Source organism: Yersinia massiliensis CCUG 53443, assembly GCF_000312485.1.
GTDB lineage: Bacteria > Pseudomonadota > Gammaproteobacteria > Enterobacterales > Enterobacteriaceae > Yersinia > Yersinia massiliensis.
Genome location: NZ_HE997643.1, coordinates 998,396 through 1,017,027, shown reverse-complemented (window position 1 = coordinate 1,017,027; position 18,632 = coordinate 998,396). Strand labels below are relative to the sequence as shown.

Here is an 18,632-nt window from a genome sequence, read left to right as displayed (position 1 = left end):
CTAAAAACATACGGCTATCTATAAACAGGCTACTTAGCTAAACAATTCCCGTAGTAACACTGAAATGTCGGCTTTCACCTGCCGATAACATCACTAAAGTTCCTTTTTCTTTTGCCGCCAAAAAACCTTCAGGGCGACATGTTGCGGGTAGAATAAATGCAGCCACCTTTTGATCGCCATTATGCAATATCCAGCGCGTTGCATGATTAAATTGCGCGGTGGGAAAACGGGTGACAAAGCGATGCCCTTGTGGTGACAGCATAAAGAACTCTGCATGATCAACATATTGTGATAAATCATCCGCAAAGAAGACTATCTCAGGATCATAAAACTCTGGTTCATTTAAGTCAGATAAGCCCGCAGGACGATCCCGCAATTGTTGAGTGTAATCCAACCATTGTTGCGTTGGGTTCACATGGGCAGGTATTGTCTCACGTAGCTTTAATGCCGTCCCCGGCAAGTTTTGCCGAAAAGTTGCCCCGGGGATATAGGTGTAATTCATATGGCACATATATTGGAGAGGCATCGGCATGCTAGACAGGTTTGTCACACTCATTTCAATATCAAATTGCGTACTGTCGGCCCTCAATCTCACCAAGGGGCGAGCACTATAACGGTCACCGAACCCTTTAACGTATTCCACACTACCGGTTAGAGCGATTGTTGTGTCATCAATCAGCAACCAAGCATGGTCCATCTCTGCACAAGGCATTTCGCCATGTAATGCATGATCATCATCGGGTGTTGGGCAACCATTTCGGCGTAAACCTGAATGGAAAGCAAAACAGCCATAAGTATCGACAATATTCTCCCCCCTTTTCGGCTGAGAAAACATGCTCTCCATTTTTAGATTGTGGCCATCAAATTCTGCATCCCAAATCATCTGTCCATAATATGGCAAAAGTGTCACGTAACCACGTGAATTGGCTATCTTGAGCGCTTCAATACCTGAGGCATATTTAAAACTGGTCACAATAAAGTTGTCGCTGCTGTAAATTTCCTGCTCATAGCGACTGAATTGTTCGCGGAGTAGTGATATTTTAGCGGTCATTTTTCATGACTCCTAATTTGATGAAGATTACCTGCTAACGCCGATCGACTCTCTTGATTCCAGTAAAAATGATTAGCGATGCGGCTAATCCACAATCATGAGTTGGGATACTTCAATGTCTCTTAAATGACATTATCAGGAATTAAATGTTATTATTGTGACATTAATCTCAATGATTAAAGATATAAACGCCGTAAAATGAGGCCAGGACTCTCAATTAAATGTTATTATTATAACAAATGGTAAGCGGTAGTAATATGATTTGGGATGTTTATTGGTGGAATCAGGTATTAAAACAAGAAATCCCAGCCATCAGTATGGTCTGGAATTTCTTGTTTTATGTGAAGCGGAAAATAGATTATTTAATCGCCATAGCATCGCGCATGGTAAAGAACAAATCTGTTTGATCCGTTAGACCCACCACGTTTGCGGCATGTGGGCCATAAGCAGCAATACGTAATTGTGTACCCGTATGTCCCTGTGAGTCATCTTCAGAATTGCCGTAGCTTATCGCCATCACTGCACCATCTTTGGTAGTTAATGCTTGCGTTAAGCCAGGTGCTTTGGCATCTGCTTCGATAATTTGGCTTGAATGCGCATGGTCTGCCGTGACGATAACTAAGGTATTTCCATCTGCACGAGCAAATTCTAATGCTTTTTGTACTGCTTCATCTAAGTCAACGGTTTCACCAAACTGACCGCATGGGTTAGCTGCGTGATCTTGCTTATCAATTGACGCCCCTTCCACTTGCAAGAAGAAACCGTTCTCATTGGTTTTCAGTAGGTCAATTGCTTTTTCAGTCATGGCAGCCAATGTCGGAATATCTTTGGTTCGCTCGGCATTATTTTCACAAACGACGGGTGGTTTATCCAAATTGCCATGGTAGGAAGCCTTCGGCCCTTGCCAACGCACTGGCATATTACCTGGGCTGAATAATCCCAACAGCGGTTTTTGTTGGTCTGCCTGCTTGATGGCATTCAAGTCATCGAGGTTCTCGACAATGATGTAGCCTCGCGCCAAGGCTTGCTCACGCAAAGATTTATCTTTCCATTCACCCGCTTTGGCAACTTGGCTGAATGATTTAGCACCACCGCCTAATGTGACATCAGCACGTCCGTCGATCATCTGCTCGGTGATGGAACCACGCCCACCATTTTCCAGTGCATTGGTACCGCATTTCTCACTGGTTTCTTCTGGGCCATAGCATTTTCGCCCCGTGACATGCGCAAACTGAGCCGCAGGGGTGGCATCTTGTAATTCAGCCGTTGAAACGTTACCGGTCGCTTTACCCGACTTTTTTGCCAGTTCCAGCAGGGTAACGTGATCTTTACCGAACACATCGACACCCAGCGCACCATTATAGGTTTTCACGCCGGATGACCATGCCGTCGCTGATGCCGCTGAGTCAGTCACATAATCCGGTTTTTGTGTTTTCTTATCGAGTGAGTAATGCGTGTATTGCCCCGTCAGTGGCAGAGCATCAATCCCTTTAAAAAAGCCACCCGCGCCCATAGCATAGTTACGGGCCGAGGTAATTTCTGAATCTCCCATGCCATCGCCAATCAGCAAGATGACATTTTTGACTGTTTTATTGGACAGCGAATCACGCAACGCTTGAGTCTGATCACCCGTTAAGCGGCGAGCCCCACCAAATTGAGTGACATCACCTTGTGCACTGCGATCATATAAGCCCGCTTCGGCAGCAACGGCATTCGGGGTGAACAACGCGCTGCTTAACATCAGTGTGGACAATGCAATAGCGGACAATTGAGTACGGCCGATAAAAGGGGATACGCGGTTCTGCATCAGAATAATTCCTTGTTGTAAAACAGTAATACAGTTTGTATTAATTGGTTACAACGGATACTAGAACAAGCGAATGACGTTTTTATGACAATCACGTTTCTGGGGGGATTTCCTAACAACAGTTCCGTTAGGTTGCGCGATCTGAATGGACAGACCACATCGCCCTCCTTTCATACGGCCATTTACTATCAATGCGATAGAACCCGTAATATTGTCTCTGCAACAACTCCAAAGATGCATACTTACCACAAATAACTGGCCGAGCATTTGATGAAAGCAGCCTTCAGGCTGCTTTTTTGGATTATTCGCAATCGCCGGAGATTTTTACCAAAGCAGCTTTCAAGATATTATCATTATCGGAAGCAAATACAGCTATACCTTTTGCGATCTTACCTACTTTCAGATGACCAGAGCTTAAAACTTCATCAACTGTATCAAGCTTGAATGCTTCATTGGCAGGAGAGTAAGCCTTAAGACAAAGTTTCGATAAATCAATAGGCTCACCTGATAACATTGCCAGCGCAACCTCAAAGGTTTTCGTGTAGGCATTTTTATCTCCAATGGATATAGACCCTTGAGATTGTTCCGTAGCGTATACGGCAACATTACTAGGAGTAACGGCGTTTGCTGCAACGCTAAAACCAGCCACTGCCAGAGATGCAACAATAGTAAAAACTTTCATATTAATTCCTTTTTGTAGGATAATTATCTTGATTGCGGAACGTATGCAAGCGACAGCGTCCCGATAATAATAGGAGAATATAAAATTGTGCGGGTATTCCAAGAAAATTTACTCAATAAAATATCTTTACTATGGATCCCATCTACCATTGACCTTTTTCCCTGGAGCAACTTTCATAAGACGTTCATACTTAGTAGAATGGCTATTATTTCTATAATAATCATAATAATCGAGTTCATAATCACAATGCAAATTGAATATATAGTGATTATATTCCCCTCCTTTATCAGCGTAACGTTGTGCTGGGTTGTGATAGGGCGTAATGATATGTTTTGCTATTTTATCCCGTACAACTTTTTGACGGGGGTTGGGTATATTGCTCAAATTTAGCGAAATATTTTCTCGACTAGTAATCCCAATGTTAGGGAAATACCAATCCTCAGTCCATCCATCCACGACAACAGCTGTTTTACCAAATTCCTTTAACGATGTTGGTATAAAACCAACCGGATCTGAAATAATAATATAGACATGGTCATAGCCATAAAATTTCTTCATTATTCCATCATAATAAAAGGATTTACAAAAATTAATTTTATGGTCCGATCGCGATAAGCCCCCCTCTTCTTGTAGTTTCATTAATGCGACCAGACAAACCTTACCTTTTTCGTCACAGTTTCCAATACGCGTATCTCGAGTACGTTGTTCAACAGTATAAAGATCTTGAGGCCCATTATACCGGCCAAATTCAAATGCAAGAGCTTTCTTATTGGAAACGTGAACGAACGGATTATTCGTACTTCTCACTTTTAATGGGCGGAGCGTATTAATAGCAACCTTTGCGGCATTTTTACGTTGCAACAGTTTTTTTTCATCAGAATTCATATTGTTTTTTAACTATTCCCAGGGAAATTTGAAAGAAAAAACAATATCAGAATAAAATTATCAATTAAATAAATGAAGTCTATACAACTCAACAATAAATAAGTTATTTATAAACATTAGACTTTTATCGTCTCTGATACGCCCAATTCTGAGGTTCAAAACAAGTTGAATTTACGTGATAGCAACTATGGTAAGCAGCCGAACGGTCAAGCTCAGCTGCTGGCAAGAGTTAAGATGTTTTTTCTACCGATTGATAGATATCGATATCGAAGTAGCCATCAGTTCTACCGTCATTGAGATAGACCTCATAACATGCCCCTTCCACTGGCCGATATCCACTTTGCGGTATGTGCTGGTGATACAGTTCACCCCATGCTTTGGCGTAATCATCATCAGTGACACGGGTGTGATACACAGCATACAAACCGCCAGGGATGGTCTGTATTTGCATTTGATCACTAAGCTCTGTTGGCAGCACATAATCATCTGCGACAGACAAGGAAACATCGGCACGTAACTCAGCAGGTAAATTAGTTTCTGGGTTGTCCCAGTAGAGTGCGAGCCAGTCTTTGCCCGGAATTTGGTACTGGGCATATAGCGACGAAAGCTGGTCAAAGGCCCGAGGGATCGTTTCGTGATAGGGACCGACAGCCCGAATACCAACAATTTTTTGCGGTTCTTTTTCCACTATTTTAAATGTCATATCATTACCTCGACTTGATGATTTCAATAAAGACTCAGTGACTAAAATTGAGATCTAATATCAATACTGTCTATTTATACAGTATATCGGTATTTTATGACATTTGATGGGTTTTTAACCTAGATCTGCGAAGCACTTCGCAAAAAATCGTCCGCAAGTTCAAACTGATGATGGCTAAAAACTTTGATGCCATGCCGGCGCAATAACGCGGTAGTGACCCCCTGACCGGCACGCTGAGTACCATCAAAATGGCCATCGTAAATGCGACTACTGCCACACGATGGGCTACCTTCCGTCAAAATAGCCAATACGCAATGGCTTTTTTGCGCCAATTCTAATGCTTGATAAGCCCCTTGCAGAAATTCGCGACTGACATCATTGCCCCACTGTTCAATCACTCTCGCCTGCCCTTGCAATACCGCTTCGCCATTGCCTTGCTGAATCTCTGCTGGAGGACGAGGCACCGGCATCCCGGCAGCCATTTCAGGGCAAACAATAACCAAGCGCCCTTCCTTCTGCCAACGCTGAATGATTTCGTCACTGACTGACAGTGCACTGCCGTTATAGCGCACAGGTTTACCCATCAAACAGGCGCTGATCAGGATGCGTGCAGGCTTCGATTCCGATTCCATGGTGTTATAACCTTAATTGTTATTAATTTTGATTGTTATCAACATTAATATTGTGCTGCGAATAAAAATGATAATTAAGTCGATAATATCTAATTAACAGTTGTAGGTCATGAACACAGAGCACAACATTTCCATGCCAAATAACATGCATCACTCGTTATTTAGCCTTATTTATCACTTCTAGCACCTGGGGTAATAACTGCGCTAAGCGTTTCGCCCACTGTACTTGTCCTGTTTGATGAGTAATAAGATCTTGGCGAATCTCAATACCCACATAAGGTAACTGCCGCTGTTCAGCATGAAATGGTAAGGTAAAGTCAGTTGCATCCGTCATGGCATAAGGCTCGTTTATACCAACATGCAATTCACTGTCTTGCTGTAAAAACGCAACCAGTTGCAAAGCAAACACAGGATTGCGATTAAATAACGTGCCAATTTGCCACGGCCGCTCGATGTTTTTAAAAGACGGCGTAAAACTGTGCATTGAGATAATGATACTTGGCTGCCCATGGTCTCGACGCTGGTTGAGTGTTTGCGTGATCAAATCGTGATAGGGCTGGAACACCTCAATACGGCGCGCTTCAGCCTCTGCCACGGTAACCCCAATATTGCGTGGGATTCGTGTGTGCTCAGAAATTTCAGGTATAGAGCTGGCAATACCTGGGGTACGGTTACAATCAATGACTAAGCGAGAATATTGCTGATGAATCAGCGTGGCATCCAAATACTCACTCAGTAAACGGGCGGTAGCCAATGAGCCGATATCCCAGCCAATATGGCGGTCAATCTCACCAACTGCTAGGCCGAGATCACCTAATTGGCTAGGGATACGCTGTCCGGCATGGTCTGCCAGTAAAAGGAATGGTGACTGGCCCTGTGGGCGCTCAATAACAGCGGACGGGGGCTCACCAGCGCGCAATAAAGGAGACAAAGTGATATTTGACATGGCATTAATACCCAATTTAGAGATAGCGACGGTTACCGATAATATGTAACTATCCTAGCGGCTATTGCCCCATTCGCCCACCTCGAGCTTATAACTAAACTTTCTGGGTTATGCGATCCCCATCACGATAAATACAGGTATTTGACCTGGTGCCGTGATAGGTAACTAATGAAACGCCATTTCATGTCATAATTGCTACCGAGTTCCTTACCGGCAAACTCTTTATAGGCCCATTAAAATAATGTAGCGGAGATTTATGGAGACATTTTTTATTGATCGGATGGCAACCCCACAGGGTGAGCTGATACTGATCGCAGATGAAGAAAACCGGTTACGCGCCATTGATTGGACTGACCATTATGAACGTCTGATGAAGTTACTACGCAATCATTATCGCGCGGAGTCCTTCACGTTAGTGGAAAAACGCAACCCAGGCGGACTTAGTGAGAGTATGCAGCGCTATTTTGCCGGTGAGTTGGACATTATTGATCGTTTACCGGTGAAAACCGCGGGTACAGATTTTCAACGTCAAGTCTGGCACGAACTGCGGAAAATACCCTGTGGTGAAACTATCACTTATGGCGAATTGGCAAAAAGAATAAACCGCCCCACGGCTTCGCGAGCGGTCGGCATGGCGAATGGCCTCAACCCAATTTCGATTGTTGTCCCCTGCCATAGGGTGATCGGACAACAAGGAGCATTGACCGGCTACGCGGGGGGTGTCGAGCGAAAACGCTGGTTATTAATGCATGAGGGTTATCTTTTAGCACACTAACAATTCTTGCACTTATCAGAAGCAAGAAAAGATGTTAAAATTGACGCATATCAATATTAATGGGAATACCCTATGATCCCGGAAAAACGCGTAATCCGACGTATTCAGTCTGGTGGATGTGCAATTCATTGTCAGGATTGCAGTATTAGCCAGCTCTGTATACCGTTTACCTTAAATGAGAACGAGCTGGACCAGCTCGACAATATCATTGAAAGGAAAAAACCTATTCAGAAAGGACAGGCGCTGTTTAAAGCAGGTGATGAGCTCAAATCTCTGTATGCCATTCGTTCCGGGACCATTAAAAGTTATACCATTACCGAAGAAGGCGACGAGCAAATTACCGGCTTCCATCTGGCAGGTGATTTGGTCGGTTTCGATGCTATCAGCAATTTACAGCACCCAAGTTTCGCACAGGCGTTGGAAACTTCCATGGTCTGTGAAATCCCGTTCGATACGTTGGATGACTTATCCGGCAAAATGCCAAATCTGCGCCAACAGATGATGCGCCTGATGAGTGGTGAGATCAAAAGCGATCAAGACATGATTTTACTTCTCTCTAAAAAGAATGCTGAAGAACGTTTGGCTGCTTTTATCTATAATCTTGCTCGTCGGTTTGCTCAACGTGGTTTCTCACCGCGTGAATTCCGCCTCACGATGACTCGAGGTGATATCGGTAACTATTTAGGTCTGACGGTAGAAACGATCAGTCGTTTGCTGGGTCGTTTCCAGAAAAGCGAAATTTTGAGCGTGAAAGGTAAATATATCACCATCGAAAATACCGAAGCCTTAGCGAAATTAGCCGGCAATCCAAGACCTGGCCTGTAATGTCTCCGCAAACCAGATCAATTTAATTGTTCTGGTTTGTTCTCCCACCTATCCTCTTTCACTTTCATGGTTTACTCTTTAACTAACATACGGTTAATTCACTGTTGTAAGGAGACTCTATGGCAAAGTATCAGAATATTCTGGTTGCTATTGACCCAAATCAGGATGATCAGCCTGCATTAAGACGTGCTGTTTATCTTGTGCAGCGTAATGGCGGCACAATCAAAGCATTTTTACCTATTTATGATCTGTCATATGACATGACGACTTTGCTGTCACCTGATGAACGCACCGCAATGCGTAAAGGGGTTATCAGCCAACGGTCCGCTTGGATCAACGAACAGTGCCGTTTTTATCTTGATGCCGGTATTCCTATCGAAATCAAAGTGGTTTGGCATAACCGCCCCTATGAAGCCATTATTCAAGAAGTCCTGAAAGCCAAACATGACCTTTTGCTCAAAATGGCCCATCAGCATGACCGCCTTGAGTCCATTATCTTCACCCCAACTGACTGGCATTTATTGCGTAAATGTCCGTGCCCAGTTTGGATGGTAAAAGACCAACCTTGGCCGGAGGGTGGCACTGCACTGGTCGCCGTCAACCTTTCCAGCGAAGACCCGCTTCATGACCCGCTCAATCTGCGATTAGTCAAAGAAACCCTCGAACTTGCCGAGAATGTAAACCAAACTCAGGTTCATTTGATCAGCGCCTATCCAGTGACACCGATTAATATCGCCATTGAGTTGCCTGATTTTGACCCAAGTGTTTATAACGATGCGATCCGTGGTCAGCATCTAGTCGCCATGAAAGCCTTACGTCAGCAATTCGGGATTGATGAGAAATTCACTCACGTAGAAAAAGGGTTACCTGAAGAAGTTATTCCTGATCTGGCTGAGCATTTGCGAGCCGGTGTAGTGGTTCTGGGAACCTTGGGGCGCACAGGGTTATCCGCCGCATTTATTGGCAATACCACAGAACATGTGATCGACCATCTTAAATGTGACTTGTTGGCCATTAAGCCTGAAGGATTTACCTGCCCCGTAGAAGGTAATGAAGATCAGGATGATACCAAATAACTCCCTTCCCCATAACACGTCATTAAGCTAAAAAAAGGGCCACATTATGTGGCCCTTAATCGTCTAATCAAAACAATGGCATGATTACAACGCGCGTAAAATCGCTTCAACGCTGTCTTTGGCATCGCCAAACAACATCTGAGTATTGTCTTTAAAGAACAATGGGTTTTGTACGCCAGCATAGCCGGTGTTCATTGAACGTTTAAAGGCGATAACACTCTGCGCTTTCCACACTTCCAACACAGGCATACCCGCGATTGGACTACGTGGGTCTTCCAGCGCTGCTGGGTTAACGGTATCGTTGGCACCAATCACCAGCACGACATCTGTGCTTGGGAAATCATCATTGATTTCGTCCATTTCTAGCACCACGTCGTACGGCACTTTCGCTTCGGCCAGTAATACGTTCATGTGGCCTGGCAAACGCCCTGCAACAGGATGAATACCAAAGCGGACTTTCACACCACGAGCTTGCAGTTTTGCCGTGATTTCAGCCACAGGATATTGTGCCTGCGCGACCGCCATGCCATAGCCTGGAGTGATGATTACTGAACTCGAGTTTTTCAGCAGATCAGCCACTTCTTCCGCTGTCGTTTCACGGTATTCGCCCATCTCTTCAGCATCACCGGTAGAAGAACCATCAGTACCGAAGCCGCCAGCAATGACGCTGATAAATGAACGGTTCATTGCTTTACACATGATATACGACAGGATTGCACCTGAAGAACCCACCAAAGCACCGGTGACGATCAACAGATCATTGCTCAGCATGAAACCTGCCGCCGCTGCCGCCCAACCTGAATAGGAGTTCAGCATTGACACCACAACAGGCATGTCTGCGCCACCGATAGAGGCCACCAAGTGCCAGCCAAAGCCCAGCGCAATAATGGTCATCAATAACAACGCGACGACTTGTAGAGCAACGCTATCGGTTTTGACAAACATAATCATCAGCAAGAATGAAACAACCAACGCCACCAGATTCAGCTTATGACGTTGCGGCAGCATCAACGGTTTAGAAGAAATAATTCCGCGTAGCTTACCGAAAGCAACAATAGAACCAGTAAAGGTGACAGCACCGATAAAGATACCTAAGAACACTTCTGTCAGGTGGATGTTCACCATCACAGCGTCCATGACGGCTGGGCCGTGATCCAGATAGCTGTTAAAGCCAACCAGAACCGCCGCCAGACCCACGAAACTGTGCAGAATTGCCACCAATTCTGGCATTTCTGTCATTTCGACTTTCTTCGCCAGATAAATACCAATGGCACCACCGATGACCATCGCAATGATAATCCAGGCAACATTGCCGGAATCGGGGCCAAGAATGGTCGCGATAAGTGCAATCGCCATCCCTGTCACACCGAAGGTGTTACCTTGTTTGGATGTTTCGTGGCGCGACAACCCAGCCAAACTGAAAATAAATAAAATCGCAGCAACTATGTACGCAGCTGTAACGAGACCACTAGACATCAGTTACCCCTATATTTTTTGTGTCTACCCTTCCTACGTTGAACTGCACCTGTGTTCGATGGCGTTCAGTCATTCTCGGCCATTTGGATGCAACAACAACTCTCTGGGTATCACATTGTTTTTATCAAATAATTATGTTTATTAACTTGGTTTTTATATTAGCCTTGCGGGTATAAAAACCTAGTTTTTACGGAACATTTTCAGCATGCGCTGGGTGACAGTGAAGCCACCAAAAATGTTGATACTGGCGATCAGTACGGCAATAAAGGATAAGAAGCTTACCCAGCCGCCATGGCCAATCTGCAACAACGCACCCACAACAATAATGCCCGAGATAGCATTAGTGACCGACATCAGCGGTGTGTGTAGCGCATGGCTAACGTTCCATACCACGTAGTATCCAACCACACAGGCCAGTGCAAAGACCGTAAAGTGAGATAAGAACTCTTTCGGGGCCACATTCGCTAACCAACCAAACAGGATGACGACCAGTGCCATAATGATGTATTTGGGCCATGGCGAGGTGGGTTTAGCGTCTTCTTTCACAATGGGTGCAGCTTTCGCAGCTTGAGGCTGTGCTGACACTTGGATTGGTGGCGCAGGCCAGGTGATTTCACCCGTTTTAACCACGGTGACACCACGAATAACGGTATCTTCAAAATCGATGTCAATCTCACCGTTTTTCTCTTTACAGAGCAACTTCAGCAAGTTAACCAGGTTGGTACCGTACAATTGAGATGATTGTGTCGGTAAGCGGCTAGGCAAATCGGTATAACCGATGATCTTTACGCCATTCTCGGTGATGGTCACTTTATCGGCGACGGTCAACTCACAGTTACCCCCTGTTTGCGCCGCTAAATCGACAATCACGCTGCCCGATTTCATTGATGCCACCATCTCTTTGGTGATCAACCGTGGCGCTGGTTTGCCAGGAATCAATGCCGTCGTGACGATGATGTCAACTTCCGCCGCTTGCGCTGCAAACAGTTCCATTTCAGCTTTGATAAAGGCTTCAGACATCACTTTCGCGTAGCCATCACCACTGCCCGCTTCTTCTTCGAAATCCAGTTCGAGGAATTCAGCACCCATACTTTGAACTTGTTCTTTGACTTCAGGGCGGGTGTCAAATGCACGAACGATGGCCCCAAGACTACCTGCTGCACCTATCGCCGCTAATCCGGCAACACCAGCACCAATAATCACGACTTTAGCCGGTGGGACTTTACCTGCTGCGGTAATTTGCCCAGTGAAGAAGCGACCGAATTCATGGGCGGCTTCAACAATGGCACGGTAACCTGCAATGTTCGCCATGGAGCTGAGGGCATCCATAGATTGTGCGCGAGAGATACGCGGTACCGAATCCATCGCTAATACGGTCACTTGACGCTCTGCCAGCTTTTGCAGCAAATCTGGGTTCTGTGCTGGCCAGATAAAGCTGACCAGTGTGCTACCGGCACGCATCAGCGCAATTTCTTCCTCAAGGGGCGCATTCACTTTGAGGATAAGGTCGGATTGCCACACATCGGTGGTATCCGTAATGGTGGCACCCGCTTCTTGGTACGCTGCATCGTCAAAACTGGCTAAATGCCCAGCTCCGCTCTCAATCGCCACGGTGAAGCCTAATTTCAGCAGTTGTTCCACCGTTTTCGGCGTTGCTGCGACACGGGCTTCATTGGCCAACCGCTCTCTTGGTACACCAATACGCATAATGTTCCCTTTTACCTGTCTTTGATGATGAGTATTGCCCTATCCCTCTTGATTGACACCGCCGGTTCACATTCAACAACACCCTTGAGTCGAATTAACTCATCGGGCTTATTTTCATGCTACCTGCCTGCAACGCCAATTCATTAGGATCTGCTTCAGTTCTATTTGGTTACTGACAAACCTGCTAAGTTACCGCTCCCTATAACCTACTGAAAATGTGACCGATGATCCATATCTGTATGTGCTTCTGCGACAGTTTTTGCACTAAAACTGGCTGACTGAAAGAACTCTGTATAATTCACTATAAAAATAATATTTACTAGCCGCTTGTCCTGCAACTTTGCGCAACAATAATAAGTCACGCGATAATATGGCAGCCCAGTCATGGCGCGGCATCAGGTTAGAAAAATGTAAATAACTCACGCTTATGACGTTAAAGCCATTATTCGTAAAGCTTATCCAGATTCTTAATGTAGTGTACTAGTGGCGAAACTTCAGCATTCATTGACTAAGTCATATAAATTGCTGAGACACCCGCCATTATTACATGTAATAATCATCCGCTATTCTGTTACACATCAATTGTTCCGCACGTATAAACGTTAATGCGCAAGGCGAAAGGATTTTTTATGAAGCTGAAATACACGATCATCGCGTCGGCATTGCTATCACTCACTGCGTTTTCTGCTGCACATGCGGCAAAAGAACTCGCACCAGAGCAAGCAGCAGCCATTAAGCCATTTGATCGCATTACCATTACTGGCCGATTCAATGCAATCAATGAAGCAGCTGACGCGGTTTCACGTCGCGCTGACAAGTTGGGCGCAGACTCCTTCTATATTCAGGATATCAACAGCAACAACAATGGCGGCAACTGGCGTGTAACAGCCGATGTTTATCATAATGATGCACCGGAAGTGAGCAAAGAAACCCAGTATCGCGTGTTTAACGGTGTTAAAGAGCTGCCAAAAACAGAAGCTTACGCGTTGCAGCCTTATGACACTGTTTCAGTCAGCGGCTTCTTCCGCAGCCAGCCTGATATTAGTGATGCCATTTCGAAAGCAGCAAAAGAGAAAGGCGCTTACTCTTTCTATATCGTTCGCCAAGTTGACGCGAACCAAGGTGGCAACCAGTTTGTGACGGCTTATATCTACAAACAAGATGCCGCTAAGCGTGTGGTTCAAAGCCCAGATGTTATTCCTGCGGATTCCGATGCAGGCCGTGCTGCTCTTGCAGCCGGTGGGGCAGCCGCCGCGAATGTTGAAATTCCAGGCGTGGCTTCTTCAGGTACACCAAGTGCCGATGTGGGTCGTTTCTTTGAGACGCAATCTTCAACGGGCAAGCGTTACACTGTAACCTTACCAGATGGCACTCAAATTCAAGAGTTAAATAAAGTCACTGCCGCTCAAATGGCTCCGTTTGATAGTATTAGCTTTAACGGCCACTTTAACAGCATGACGGACGTTTCTCATGAAGTCGCAAAACGTGCAGCGGCAAAAGGTGCGAAGTACTACCATATCACTCGCCAATGGCAGAACCAGAGTGGTGGTAACCTGAGTGTTAGCGCTGACTTGTTTAAATAACACGATTCTATGACTACAGTTCACTTCGCATAGCGACGAGAAAGCTTAGTCAAGACAAGCTTAACCACGATTAAGAGGGCAACGCTATGTTGCCCTTTTTTATCTTTCCACTCTGGCGTACTCCCTATCGGAGTTAACTGAATAATTTTTTGTCTATATCGCATAACCAATCATTGCATGATGCCCCATCACTCCGTAAAATCCCCTTCCAAATTTGGCCTATTATCTGTTAATTATTGATAAATTCGCCTCACATAATGCTAGTAACAAGCCAGTAACCACTCATTAAAACTCTTATAATCAGGAAACCTCATTGGAAAGAAAACTTGGCCTGACCGCGCTTACTGCGCTGGTTCTCAGTTCTATGCTGGGCGCAGGTGTTTTTAGTCTGCCGCAAAATATGGCAGAAGTGGCCAGCCCAGCGGCATTGCTCATTGGTTGGAGTATTACAGGCGTCGGGATTATCTTTCTTGCTTTAGCAATGTTGCTTCTGACCCGTCTTCGTCCTGATCTAGACGGCGGAATATTTACCTATGCTAAAGAGGGATTTGGCGATCTTATCGGTTTCTTTTCGGCATGGGGTTACTGGTTATGTGCCGTGATTGCCAACGTATCCTATTTAGTGATCGTTTTTGCCGCATTGAGTTTTTTTACCGATAAGTCGGGTCATGTTATTTTTGGCGAAGGTAACACTTGGCAGGCATTGTTAGGGGCTTCATTTCTACTGTGGTTAGTTCATGCTTTGGTGCTGAGAGGCGTTCAAACGGCTGCCAGCATTAATTTGGCTGCAACACTGGCAAAGTTATTGCCCATCGGCGGCTTTATTATTTTAGCCGGCTTAGCATTTAGTCTCGATACGTTCAGTTTTGATTTTACCGGCATTGCCCTGCACACCCCCGTCTGGCAACAAGTGAAAGACACCATGCTGATTACGCTATGGGTGTTTATCGGCGTGGAAGGTGCCGTCGTAGTGTCGGCCAGAGCGCGCAATAAGAAAGATGTTGGGCGGGCAACCATGTTAGCGGTCATCTCCGCACTTTGCGTTTATTTGCTGATCACACTTTTGTCTCTCGGGGTAGTGCCTCGGGCAGAATTAGCAGGCATGCGCAACCCATCAATGGCAGGCATCATGGTCGAAATGATCGGTCCTTGGGGTGAAGTCATTATTGCCACTGGCCTGATCATTTCCGTGTGCGGCGCCTATCTGAGTTGGACCATTATGGCCGCTGAAGTGCCTATGATTGCCGCTAAAAATGGTGCTTTCCCCAAAATATTTAGCCAACAAAATCAGCACAACTCCCCTTCAAAATCACTGTGGTTAACTAACAGTGCCGTACAAGTGGCGTTGATTCTGATCTGGTGGACTGGCAGCAACTACAACACATTACTGACGATTGCATCAGAAATGATTCTGGTGCCCTATTTCTTGGTTGGCGCATTTTTATTCAAAGTCGCGTTAAAACGCCAAGATTGGCGATTAATCGTGGCCGCAAGTGGTGCATGTCTGTATGGGTTATGGCTGATTTATGCTGCTGGGCTAGTCTATTTGCTGTTATCAGCGCTACTCTATGCCCCTGGATTACTGGTGTTTATTTATGCACGTAAAGGTCACGAAGGCCTTAGGATATTAAACACCGTGGAACGTTTTGCTATTGGTGTGGTGCTGATGGCAACGATCCCAGCGACTTGGTTCATGATGCACTGAGTGAAATGCTAAAGTCTGATGACTCAAATGGGCAAGCTGTCTGACCTTACTGCCTGCCCTTTGGGTATCGAATATCAGTGATTCTCGACTTCAACTAGACTCACTGATAAACATTCGTCTTTCTGGCTGAGCCCCATTGATGGCGGGAATTTTTGCTTAATCATCCCCAACTGCATGGTTTCCAAAGGATAAGGCAGTTGGATATCGAGCAGAGTTATGCCTTGCTGTTCTGCTAATCGAATCAATCTAATGATGTTGGTTTCATCACTAAGCTGCGTAGACAGCACCTGCAATGCGAGAGCCGTAAGTCTCTCTTGCGGCGTTTTTTCTAACGCATCCTTCGATCTAACGACCATGCCAAAAATAGGCATAACACCATAGATAGCATCAATAAAACTCCATCGTTTTTTACACGATGCTGCTAGAAAATCCGTGTAATCGAAGCAGACTTTTTCACTGTGCACAGACGCACTGGTGTTTTCGCCACTCATCCTTCAATCCTTAGCTGAACGCTACAGCTATTCATTAATCATAGATATTGATATATAAACGATTGGCGCAACCAAATAGAGATGACGATATAATCACTTATATTAATATAATGAAATGATTAACCGGTTGTCTAGCAGTCAGTCATCGGCATTAATAACAACTTTAATAAATTACGTGCATAGTATTGCGTCCAACAGCGCGCTATGCTGAATTCCGGCAACTTTTATAAACTGAAAAACATGACTAAAATTGTTTTTGTGGAAGATGACCCGGAAGTCGGGAAACTGATTGCGGCCTACCTTGGCAAGCATGACATTGATGTATATGTAGAACCTCGCGGCGATACTGCACAAGCGGTCATTGAGCACCAACAACCTGACTTGGTGTTGCTCGATATTATGTTGCCGGGTAAAGATGGGATGACGCTCTGCCGTGACCTACGGCCAAACTATGATGGCCCAATTGTATTATTAACCTCGCTGGACAGTGATATGAACCATATCCTGTCCCTCGAGATGGGTGCTAATGACTACATTCTGAAAACTACCCCGCCAGCCGTCCTGCTGGCAAGGCTGCGTTCGCACTTACGCCAGCATAATCAACAACAGCCGAAGGACACCATTAGTCCACCACTGACTGGGCATAATGCTATTCATTTTGGCTTACTTTGTATTGACCCTGTCAATCGACAAGTCAATCTCAGTGACGAAGAAATTACTCTATCGACCTCTGATTTTGATTTGTTATGGGAGCTAGCAACCCATGCAGGCATAATTATGGATCGCGAAGCACTGCTGAAAAATTTGCGTGGGGTCAGTTATGACGGCATGGATCGTAGTATTGATGTCGCTATCTCACGTCTACGCCGCAAACTCTATGATAACGCTCTTGACCCCTTCAGAATAAAAACAGTACGTAATAAGGGCTATCTATTCGCCCCAAATGCTTGGGAGTCTGTGCAGCAATGAGAAAACTATTTATTCAGTTTTTCTTATTGCTATTCGTCTGTTTCATGGTCATGGCCATGCTGGTTGGGCTGGTTTATAAGGTCACGGCTGAACGCGCTGGACGGCAGTCATTGGATGACTTGATGAAAAGCTCCCTGTCATTAATGCGCAGCGAACTGCGGGAGATACCGCTCAAAGATTGGAACAAAACTATCGCAACATTGGATTTAAATCTTTCTTTTCAATTGCATATAGAACCTCTCGATAAGCGAGATTTAGGTGAACGATTAAATAAGCGCCTACGCGCGGGCGAAATTATTGCTTTAGATGATGAATATACCTTTCTACAACGCATTCCCCGCAGTCATTATGTTCTCGCCGTAGGGCCGGTTCCCTATTTGTTCTATCTGCATCAAATGCGATTGTTAGATTTAGCGCTACTTATCCTAATTGGCATGTCACTCGCTCTACCCGTCTTTTTATGGATGCGTCCCCACTGGAAAGATTTACTTAAATTGGAAAATGCGGCCCAACGCTTGGGCGCGGGTCACCTTGATGAACGTACTCATTTTGATCCCACATCCAGTTTAAATCGCTTAGGATTAGCGTTTAACCAAATGGCCGATAACATCAGCAAATTAATTGTCAGTAAAAAAATGCTGATTGATGGAATTGCCCACGAACTACGCACCCCACTGGTACGACTGCGTTATCGGTTAGCCATGAGTGATAACCTTACCGATAACGAGCAACAGGCGCTAAATCATGACATTGGCCAGTTGGAGGCGTTGATAGACGAGTTATTAACTTATGCCCGTCTAGATCGCCCACAGGTTACCCTCCACCTTGAACCTATTGATTTACCCGGCTGGCTAACGACAAAAGTCATGGATATGCGCTTAATTCATCGTGAACGAGAAATTGCTCTCGATATTCCGCATCGTGGCGATTTTGGGGTCGTTGATCTGCGCCTATTTGAACGGGTATTAGATAATTTAGTCAATAATGCACTGAGATACTCCAATCAGCGTTTGCGAATTGGCCTATGGTTTGATGGCGACAGTGCATGTCTGCAAGTTGAAGATGATGGCCCAGGTATCCCACTCGAAGAGCGCGCTCGCGTTTTCGAGCCTTTTGTTCGTCTAGACCCAAGTCGAGACCGTGCAACGGGGGGATGTGGATTAGGGCTGGCCATCGTTCACTCCATTGCGTTGGCTTATCAGGGGAGTATTTCAGTCGATGCCAGTTCATTAGGTGGAGCTAGTTTCCGCTTTTGCTGGCCAGTGAAAAATGTTCACTCGCTGCCGATACCCCACAGTGAATAAAGCGATTAACGCGGT

Annotated in this window: 18 protein-coding genes; 7 read left to right on the top strand and 11 right to left on the bottom strand. The window is 45.3% G+C overall.

Features of this window, described 5'->3' with window-relative positions:
• Positions 1–37 precede the first annotated feature (37 nt).
• The 7 genes from BN68_RS04595 to BN68_RS04565 all read right to left on the bottom strand — a co-directional run bounded on the left by BN68_RS04595 (position 38) and on the right by BN68_RS04565 (position 6,706).
• A complete protein-coding gene (locus tag BN68_RS04595; RefSeq protein WP_019209980.1) occupies positions 38–1,051 on the bottom strand; it encodes an aldose 1-epimerase family protein in 1,014 nt (337 codons plus the stop codon).
• Between the two features lie 358 nt (positions 1,052–1,409).
• The gene (phoA, locus tag BN68_RS04590; protein WP_019209979.1) at positions 1,410–2,858 is read right to left on the bottom strand and encodes an alkaline phosphatase; all 1,449 of its coding nucleotides are present in this window, start codon (positions 2,856–2,858) and stop codon (positions 1,410–1,412) included.
• A 301-nt stretch (positions 2,859–3,159) separates the two neighbouring features.
• Positions 3,160–3,540, bottom strand: a complete 381-nt coding sequence (locus tag BN68_RS04585; protein WP_019209978.1) for a DUF4354 family protein — start codon at positions 3,538–3,540, stop codon at positions 3,160–3,162.
• Between the two features lie 129 nt (positions 3,541–3,669).
• Positions 3,670–4,425 carry a hypothetical protein gene (locus BN68_RS04580; protein WP_019209977.1) on the bottom strand — a complete coding sequence of 252 codons (756 nt, stop codon included), beginning with the start codon at positions 4,423–4,425 and terminating at the stop codon, positions 3,670–3,672.
• Between the two features lie 229 nt (positions 4,426–4,654).
• Positions 4,655–5,128 carry a DNA gyrase inhibitor SbmC gene (sbmC, locus tag BN68_RS04575; protein ID WP_019209976.1) on the bottom strand — a complete coding sequence of 158 codons (474 nt, stop codon included), beginning with the start codon at positions 5,126–5,128 and terminating at the stop codon, positions 4,655–4,657.
• Positions 5,129–5,247: 119 nt separating this feature from the next.
• Entirely contained in the window at positions 5,248–5,760 is a 513-nt protein-coding gene (locus BN68_RS04570; protein ID WP_019209975.1) for a DUF523 domain-containing protein, read from the bottom strand.
• Positions 5,761–5,917: 157 nt separating this feature from the next.
• The gene (locus BN68_RS04565; protein WP_019209974.1) at positions 5,918–6,706 is read right to left on the bottom strand and encodes an N-formylglutamate amidohydrolase; all 789 of its coding nucleotides are present in this window, start codon (positions 6,704–6,706) and stop codon (positions 5,918–5,920) included.
• A gap of 256 nt (positions 6,707–6,962) precedes the next feature.
• Here BN68_RS04565 and ogt point away from each other — a divergent pair, with 256 nt between their 5' ends.
• From ogt to uspE, 3 genes are all read left to right on the top strand, one after another.
• The gene (gene ogt / locus BN68_RS04560) at positions 6,963–7,481 is read left to right on the top strand and encodes a methylated-DNA--[protein]-cysteine S-methyltransferase (RefSeq protein ID WP_019209973.1); all 519 of its coding nucleotides are present in this window, start codon (positions 6,963–6,965) and stop codon (positions 7,479–7,481) included.
• 72 nt (positions 7,482–7,553) lie between these two features.
• Positions 7,554–8,306, top strand: coding sequence for an FNR family transcription factor (locus BN68_RS04555; protein ID WP_019209972.1), 753 nt, complete (start codon positions 7,554–7,556; stop codon positions 8,304–8,306).
• A gap of 119 nt (positions 8,307–8,425) precedes the next feature.
• Entirely contained in the window at positions 8,426–9,382 is a 957-nt protein-coding gene (gene uspE / locus BN68_RS04550) for a universal stress protein UspE (protein WP_019209971.1), read from the top strand.
• Positions 9,383–9,466: 84 nt separating this feature from the next.
• Here uspE and pntB read toward each other — a convergent pair whose 3' ends face one another.
• From pntB to BN68_RS24565, 3 genes are all read right to left on the bottom strand, one after another.
• Positions 9,467–10,858 carry a Re/Si-specific NAD(P)(+) transhydrogenase subunit beta gene (gene pntB / locus BN68_RS04545; protein WP_019209970.1) on the bottom strand — a complete coding sequence of 464 codons (1,392 nt, stop codon included), beginning with the start codon at positions 10,856–10,858 and terminating at the stop codon, positions 9,467–9,469.
• A 180-nt stretch (positions 10,859–11,038) separates the two neighbouring features.
• A complete protein-coding gene (gene pntA / locus BN68_RS04540; protein WP_019209969.1) occupies positions 11,039–12,565 on the bottom strand; it encodes a Re/Si-specific NAD(P)(+) transhydrogenase subunit alpha in 1,527 nt (508 codons plus the stop codon).
• Between the two features lie 206 nt (positions 12,566–12,771).
• Positions 12,772–12,951 carry a hypothetical protein gene (locus BN68_RS24565; RefSeq protein WP_042806396.1) on the bottom strand — a complete coding sequence of 60 codons (180 nt, stop codon included), beginning with the start codon at positions 12,949–12,951 and terminating at the stop codon, positions 12,772–12,774.
• A 243-nt stretch (positions 12,952–13,194) separates the two neighbouring features.
• On the opposite strand from BN68_RS24565, the gene ydgH reads away from it, so the two are divergent.
• Positions 13,195–14,148: a DUF1471 family protein YdgH gene (gene ydgH, locus BN68_RS04530; RefSeq protein ID WP_019209968.1), complete on the top strand. Its 954-nt coding sequence runs from the start codon at positions 13,195–13,197 to the stop codon at positions 14,146–14,148.
• Between the two features lie 313 nt (positions 14,149–14,461).
• Positions 14,462–15,853: an amino acid permease gene (locus BN68_RS04525; RefSeq protein WP_019209967.1), complete on the top strand. Its 1,392-nt coding sequence runs from the start codon at positions 14,462–14,464 to the stop codon at positions 15,851–15,853.
• Between the two features lie 74 nt (positions 15,854–15,927).
• On the opposite strand, the gene BN68_RS04520 is transcribed toward BN68_RS04525, so the two are convergent.
• Positions 15,928–16,344, bottom strand: a complete 417-nt coding sequence (locus BN68_RS04520; RefSeq protein WP_019209966.1) for a hypothetical protein — start codon at positions 16,342–16,344, stop codon at positions 15,928–15,930.
• A gap of 240 nt (positions 16,345–16,584) precedes the next feature.
• Here BN68_RS04520 and rstA point away from each other — a divergent pair, with 240 nt between their 5' ends.
• Complete coding sequence (gene rstA, locus BN68_RS04515) at positions 16,585–17,313, top strand: two-component system response regulator RstA (RefSeq protein ID WP_042806518.1); 729 nt, start codon at positions 16,585–16,587, stop codon at positions 17,311–17,313.
• Entirely contained in the window at positions 17,310–18,617 is a 1,308-nt protein-coding gene (rstB, locus tag BN68_RS04510; protein ID WP_019209965.1) for a two-component system sensor histidine kinase RstB, read from the top strand. Before rstA ends, rstB begins: the two co-directional genes overlap by 4 nt.
• Positions 18,618–18,632: the final 15 nt, after the last annotated feature.

What these genes read in the sequence shown, in the direction of transcription:
- sbmC (WP_019209976.1), bottom strand. Translation starts at nt 5,128, where the DNA reads ATGACATTTAAAATAGTGGAAAAAGAACCGCAAAAAATTGTTGGTATT.
- pntB (WP_019209970.1), bottom strand. Translation starts at nt 10,858, where the DNA reads ATGTCTAGTGGTCTCGTTACAGCTGCGTACATAGTTGCTGCGATTTTA.
- BN68_RS04565 (WP_019209974.1), bottom strand. Translation starts at nt 6,706, where the DNA reads ATGTCAAATATCACTTTGTCTCCTTTATTGCGCGCTGGTGAGCCCCCG.
- BN68_RS04570 (WP_019209975.1), bottom strand. Translation starts at nt 5,760, where the DNA reads ATGGAATCGGAATCGAAGCCTGCACGCATCCTGATCAGCGCCTGTTTG.
- rstA (WP_042806518.1), top strand. Translation starts at nt 16,585, where the DNA reads ATGACTAAAATTGTTTTTGTGGAAGATGACCCGGAAGTCGGGAAACTG.
- BN68_RS04595 (WP_019209980.1), bottom strand. Translation starts at nt 1,051, where the DNA reads ATGACCGCTAAAATATCACTACTCCGCGAACAATTCAGTCGCTATGAG.
- BN68_RS04555 (WP_019209972.1), top strand. Translation starts at nt 7,554, where the DNA reads ATGATCCCGGAAAAACGCGTAATCCGACGTATTCAGTCTGGTGGATGT.
- rstB (WP_019209965.1), top strand. Translation starts at nt 17,310, where the DNA reads ATGAGAAAACTATTTATTCAGTTTTTCTTATTGCTATTCGTCTGTTTC.
- phoA (WP_019209979.1), bottom strand. Translation starts at nt 2,858, where the DNA reads ATGCAGAACCGCGTATCCCCTTTTATCGGCCGTACTCAATTGTCCGCT.
- ydgH (WP_019209968.1), top strand. Translation starts at nt 13,195, where the DNA reads ATGAAGCTGAAATACACGATCATCGCGTCGGCATTGCTATCACTCACT.
- BN68_RS04520 (WP_019209966.1), bottom strand. Translation starts at nt 16,344, where the DNA reads ATGAGTGGCGAAAACACCAGTGCGTCTGTGCACAGTGAAAAAGTCTGC.
- BN68_RS24565 (WP_042806396.1), bottom strand. Translation starts at nt 12,951, where the DNA reads ATGACTGGGCTGCCATATTATCGCGTGACTTATTATTGTTGCGCAAAG.
- uspE (WP_019209971.1), top strand. Translation starts at nt 8,426, where the DNA reads ATGGCAAAGTATCAGAATATTCTGGTTGCTATTGACCCAAATCAGGAT.
- pntA (WP_019209969.1), bottom strand. Translation starts at nt 12,565, where the DNA reads ATGCGTATTGGTGTACCAAGAGAGCGGTTGGCCAATGAAGCCCGTGTC.
- ogt (WP_019209973.1), top strand. Translation starts at nt 6,963, where the DNA reads ATGGAGACATTTTTTATTGATCGGATGGCAACCCCACAGGGTGAGCTG.
- BN68_RS04585 (WP_019209978.1), bottom strand. Translation starts at nt 3,540, where the DNA reads ATGAAAGTTTTTACTATTGTTGCATCTCTGGCAGTGGCTGGTTTTAGC.
- BN68_RS04580 (WP_019209977.1), bottom strand. Translation starts at nt 4,425, where the DNA reads ATGAATTCTGATGAAAAAAAACTGTTGCAACGTAAAAATGCCGCAAAG.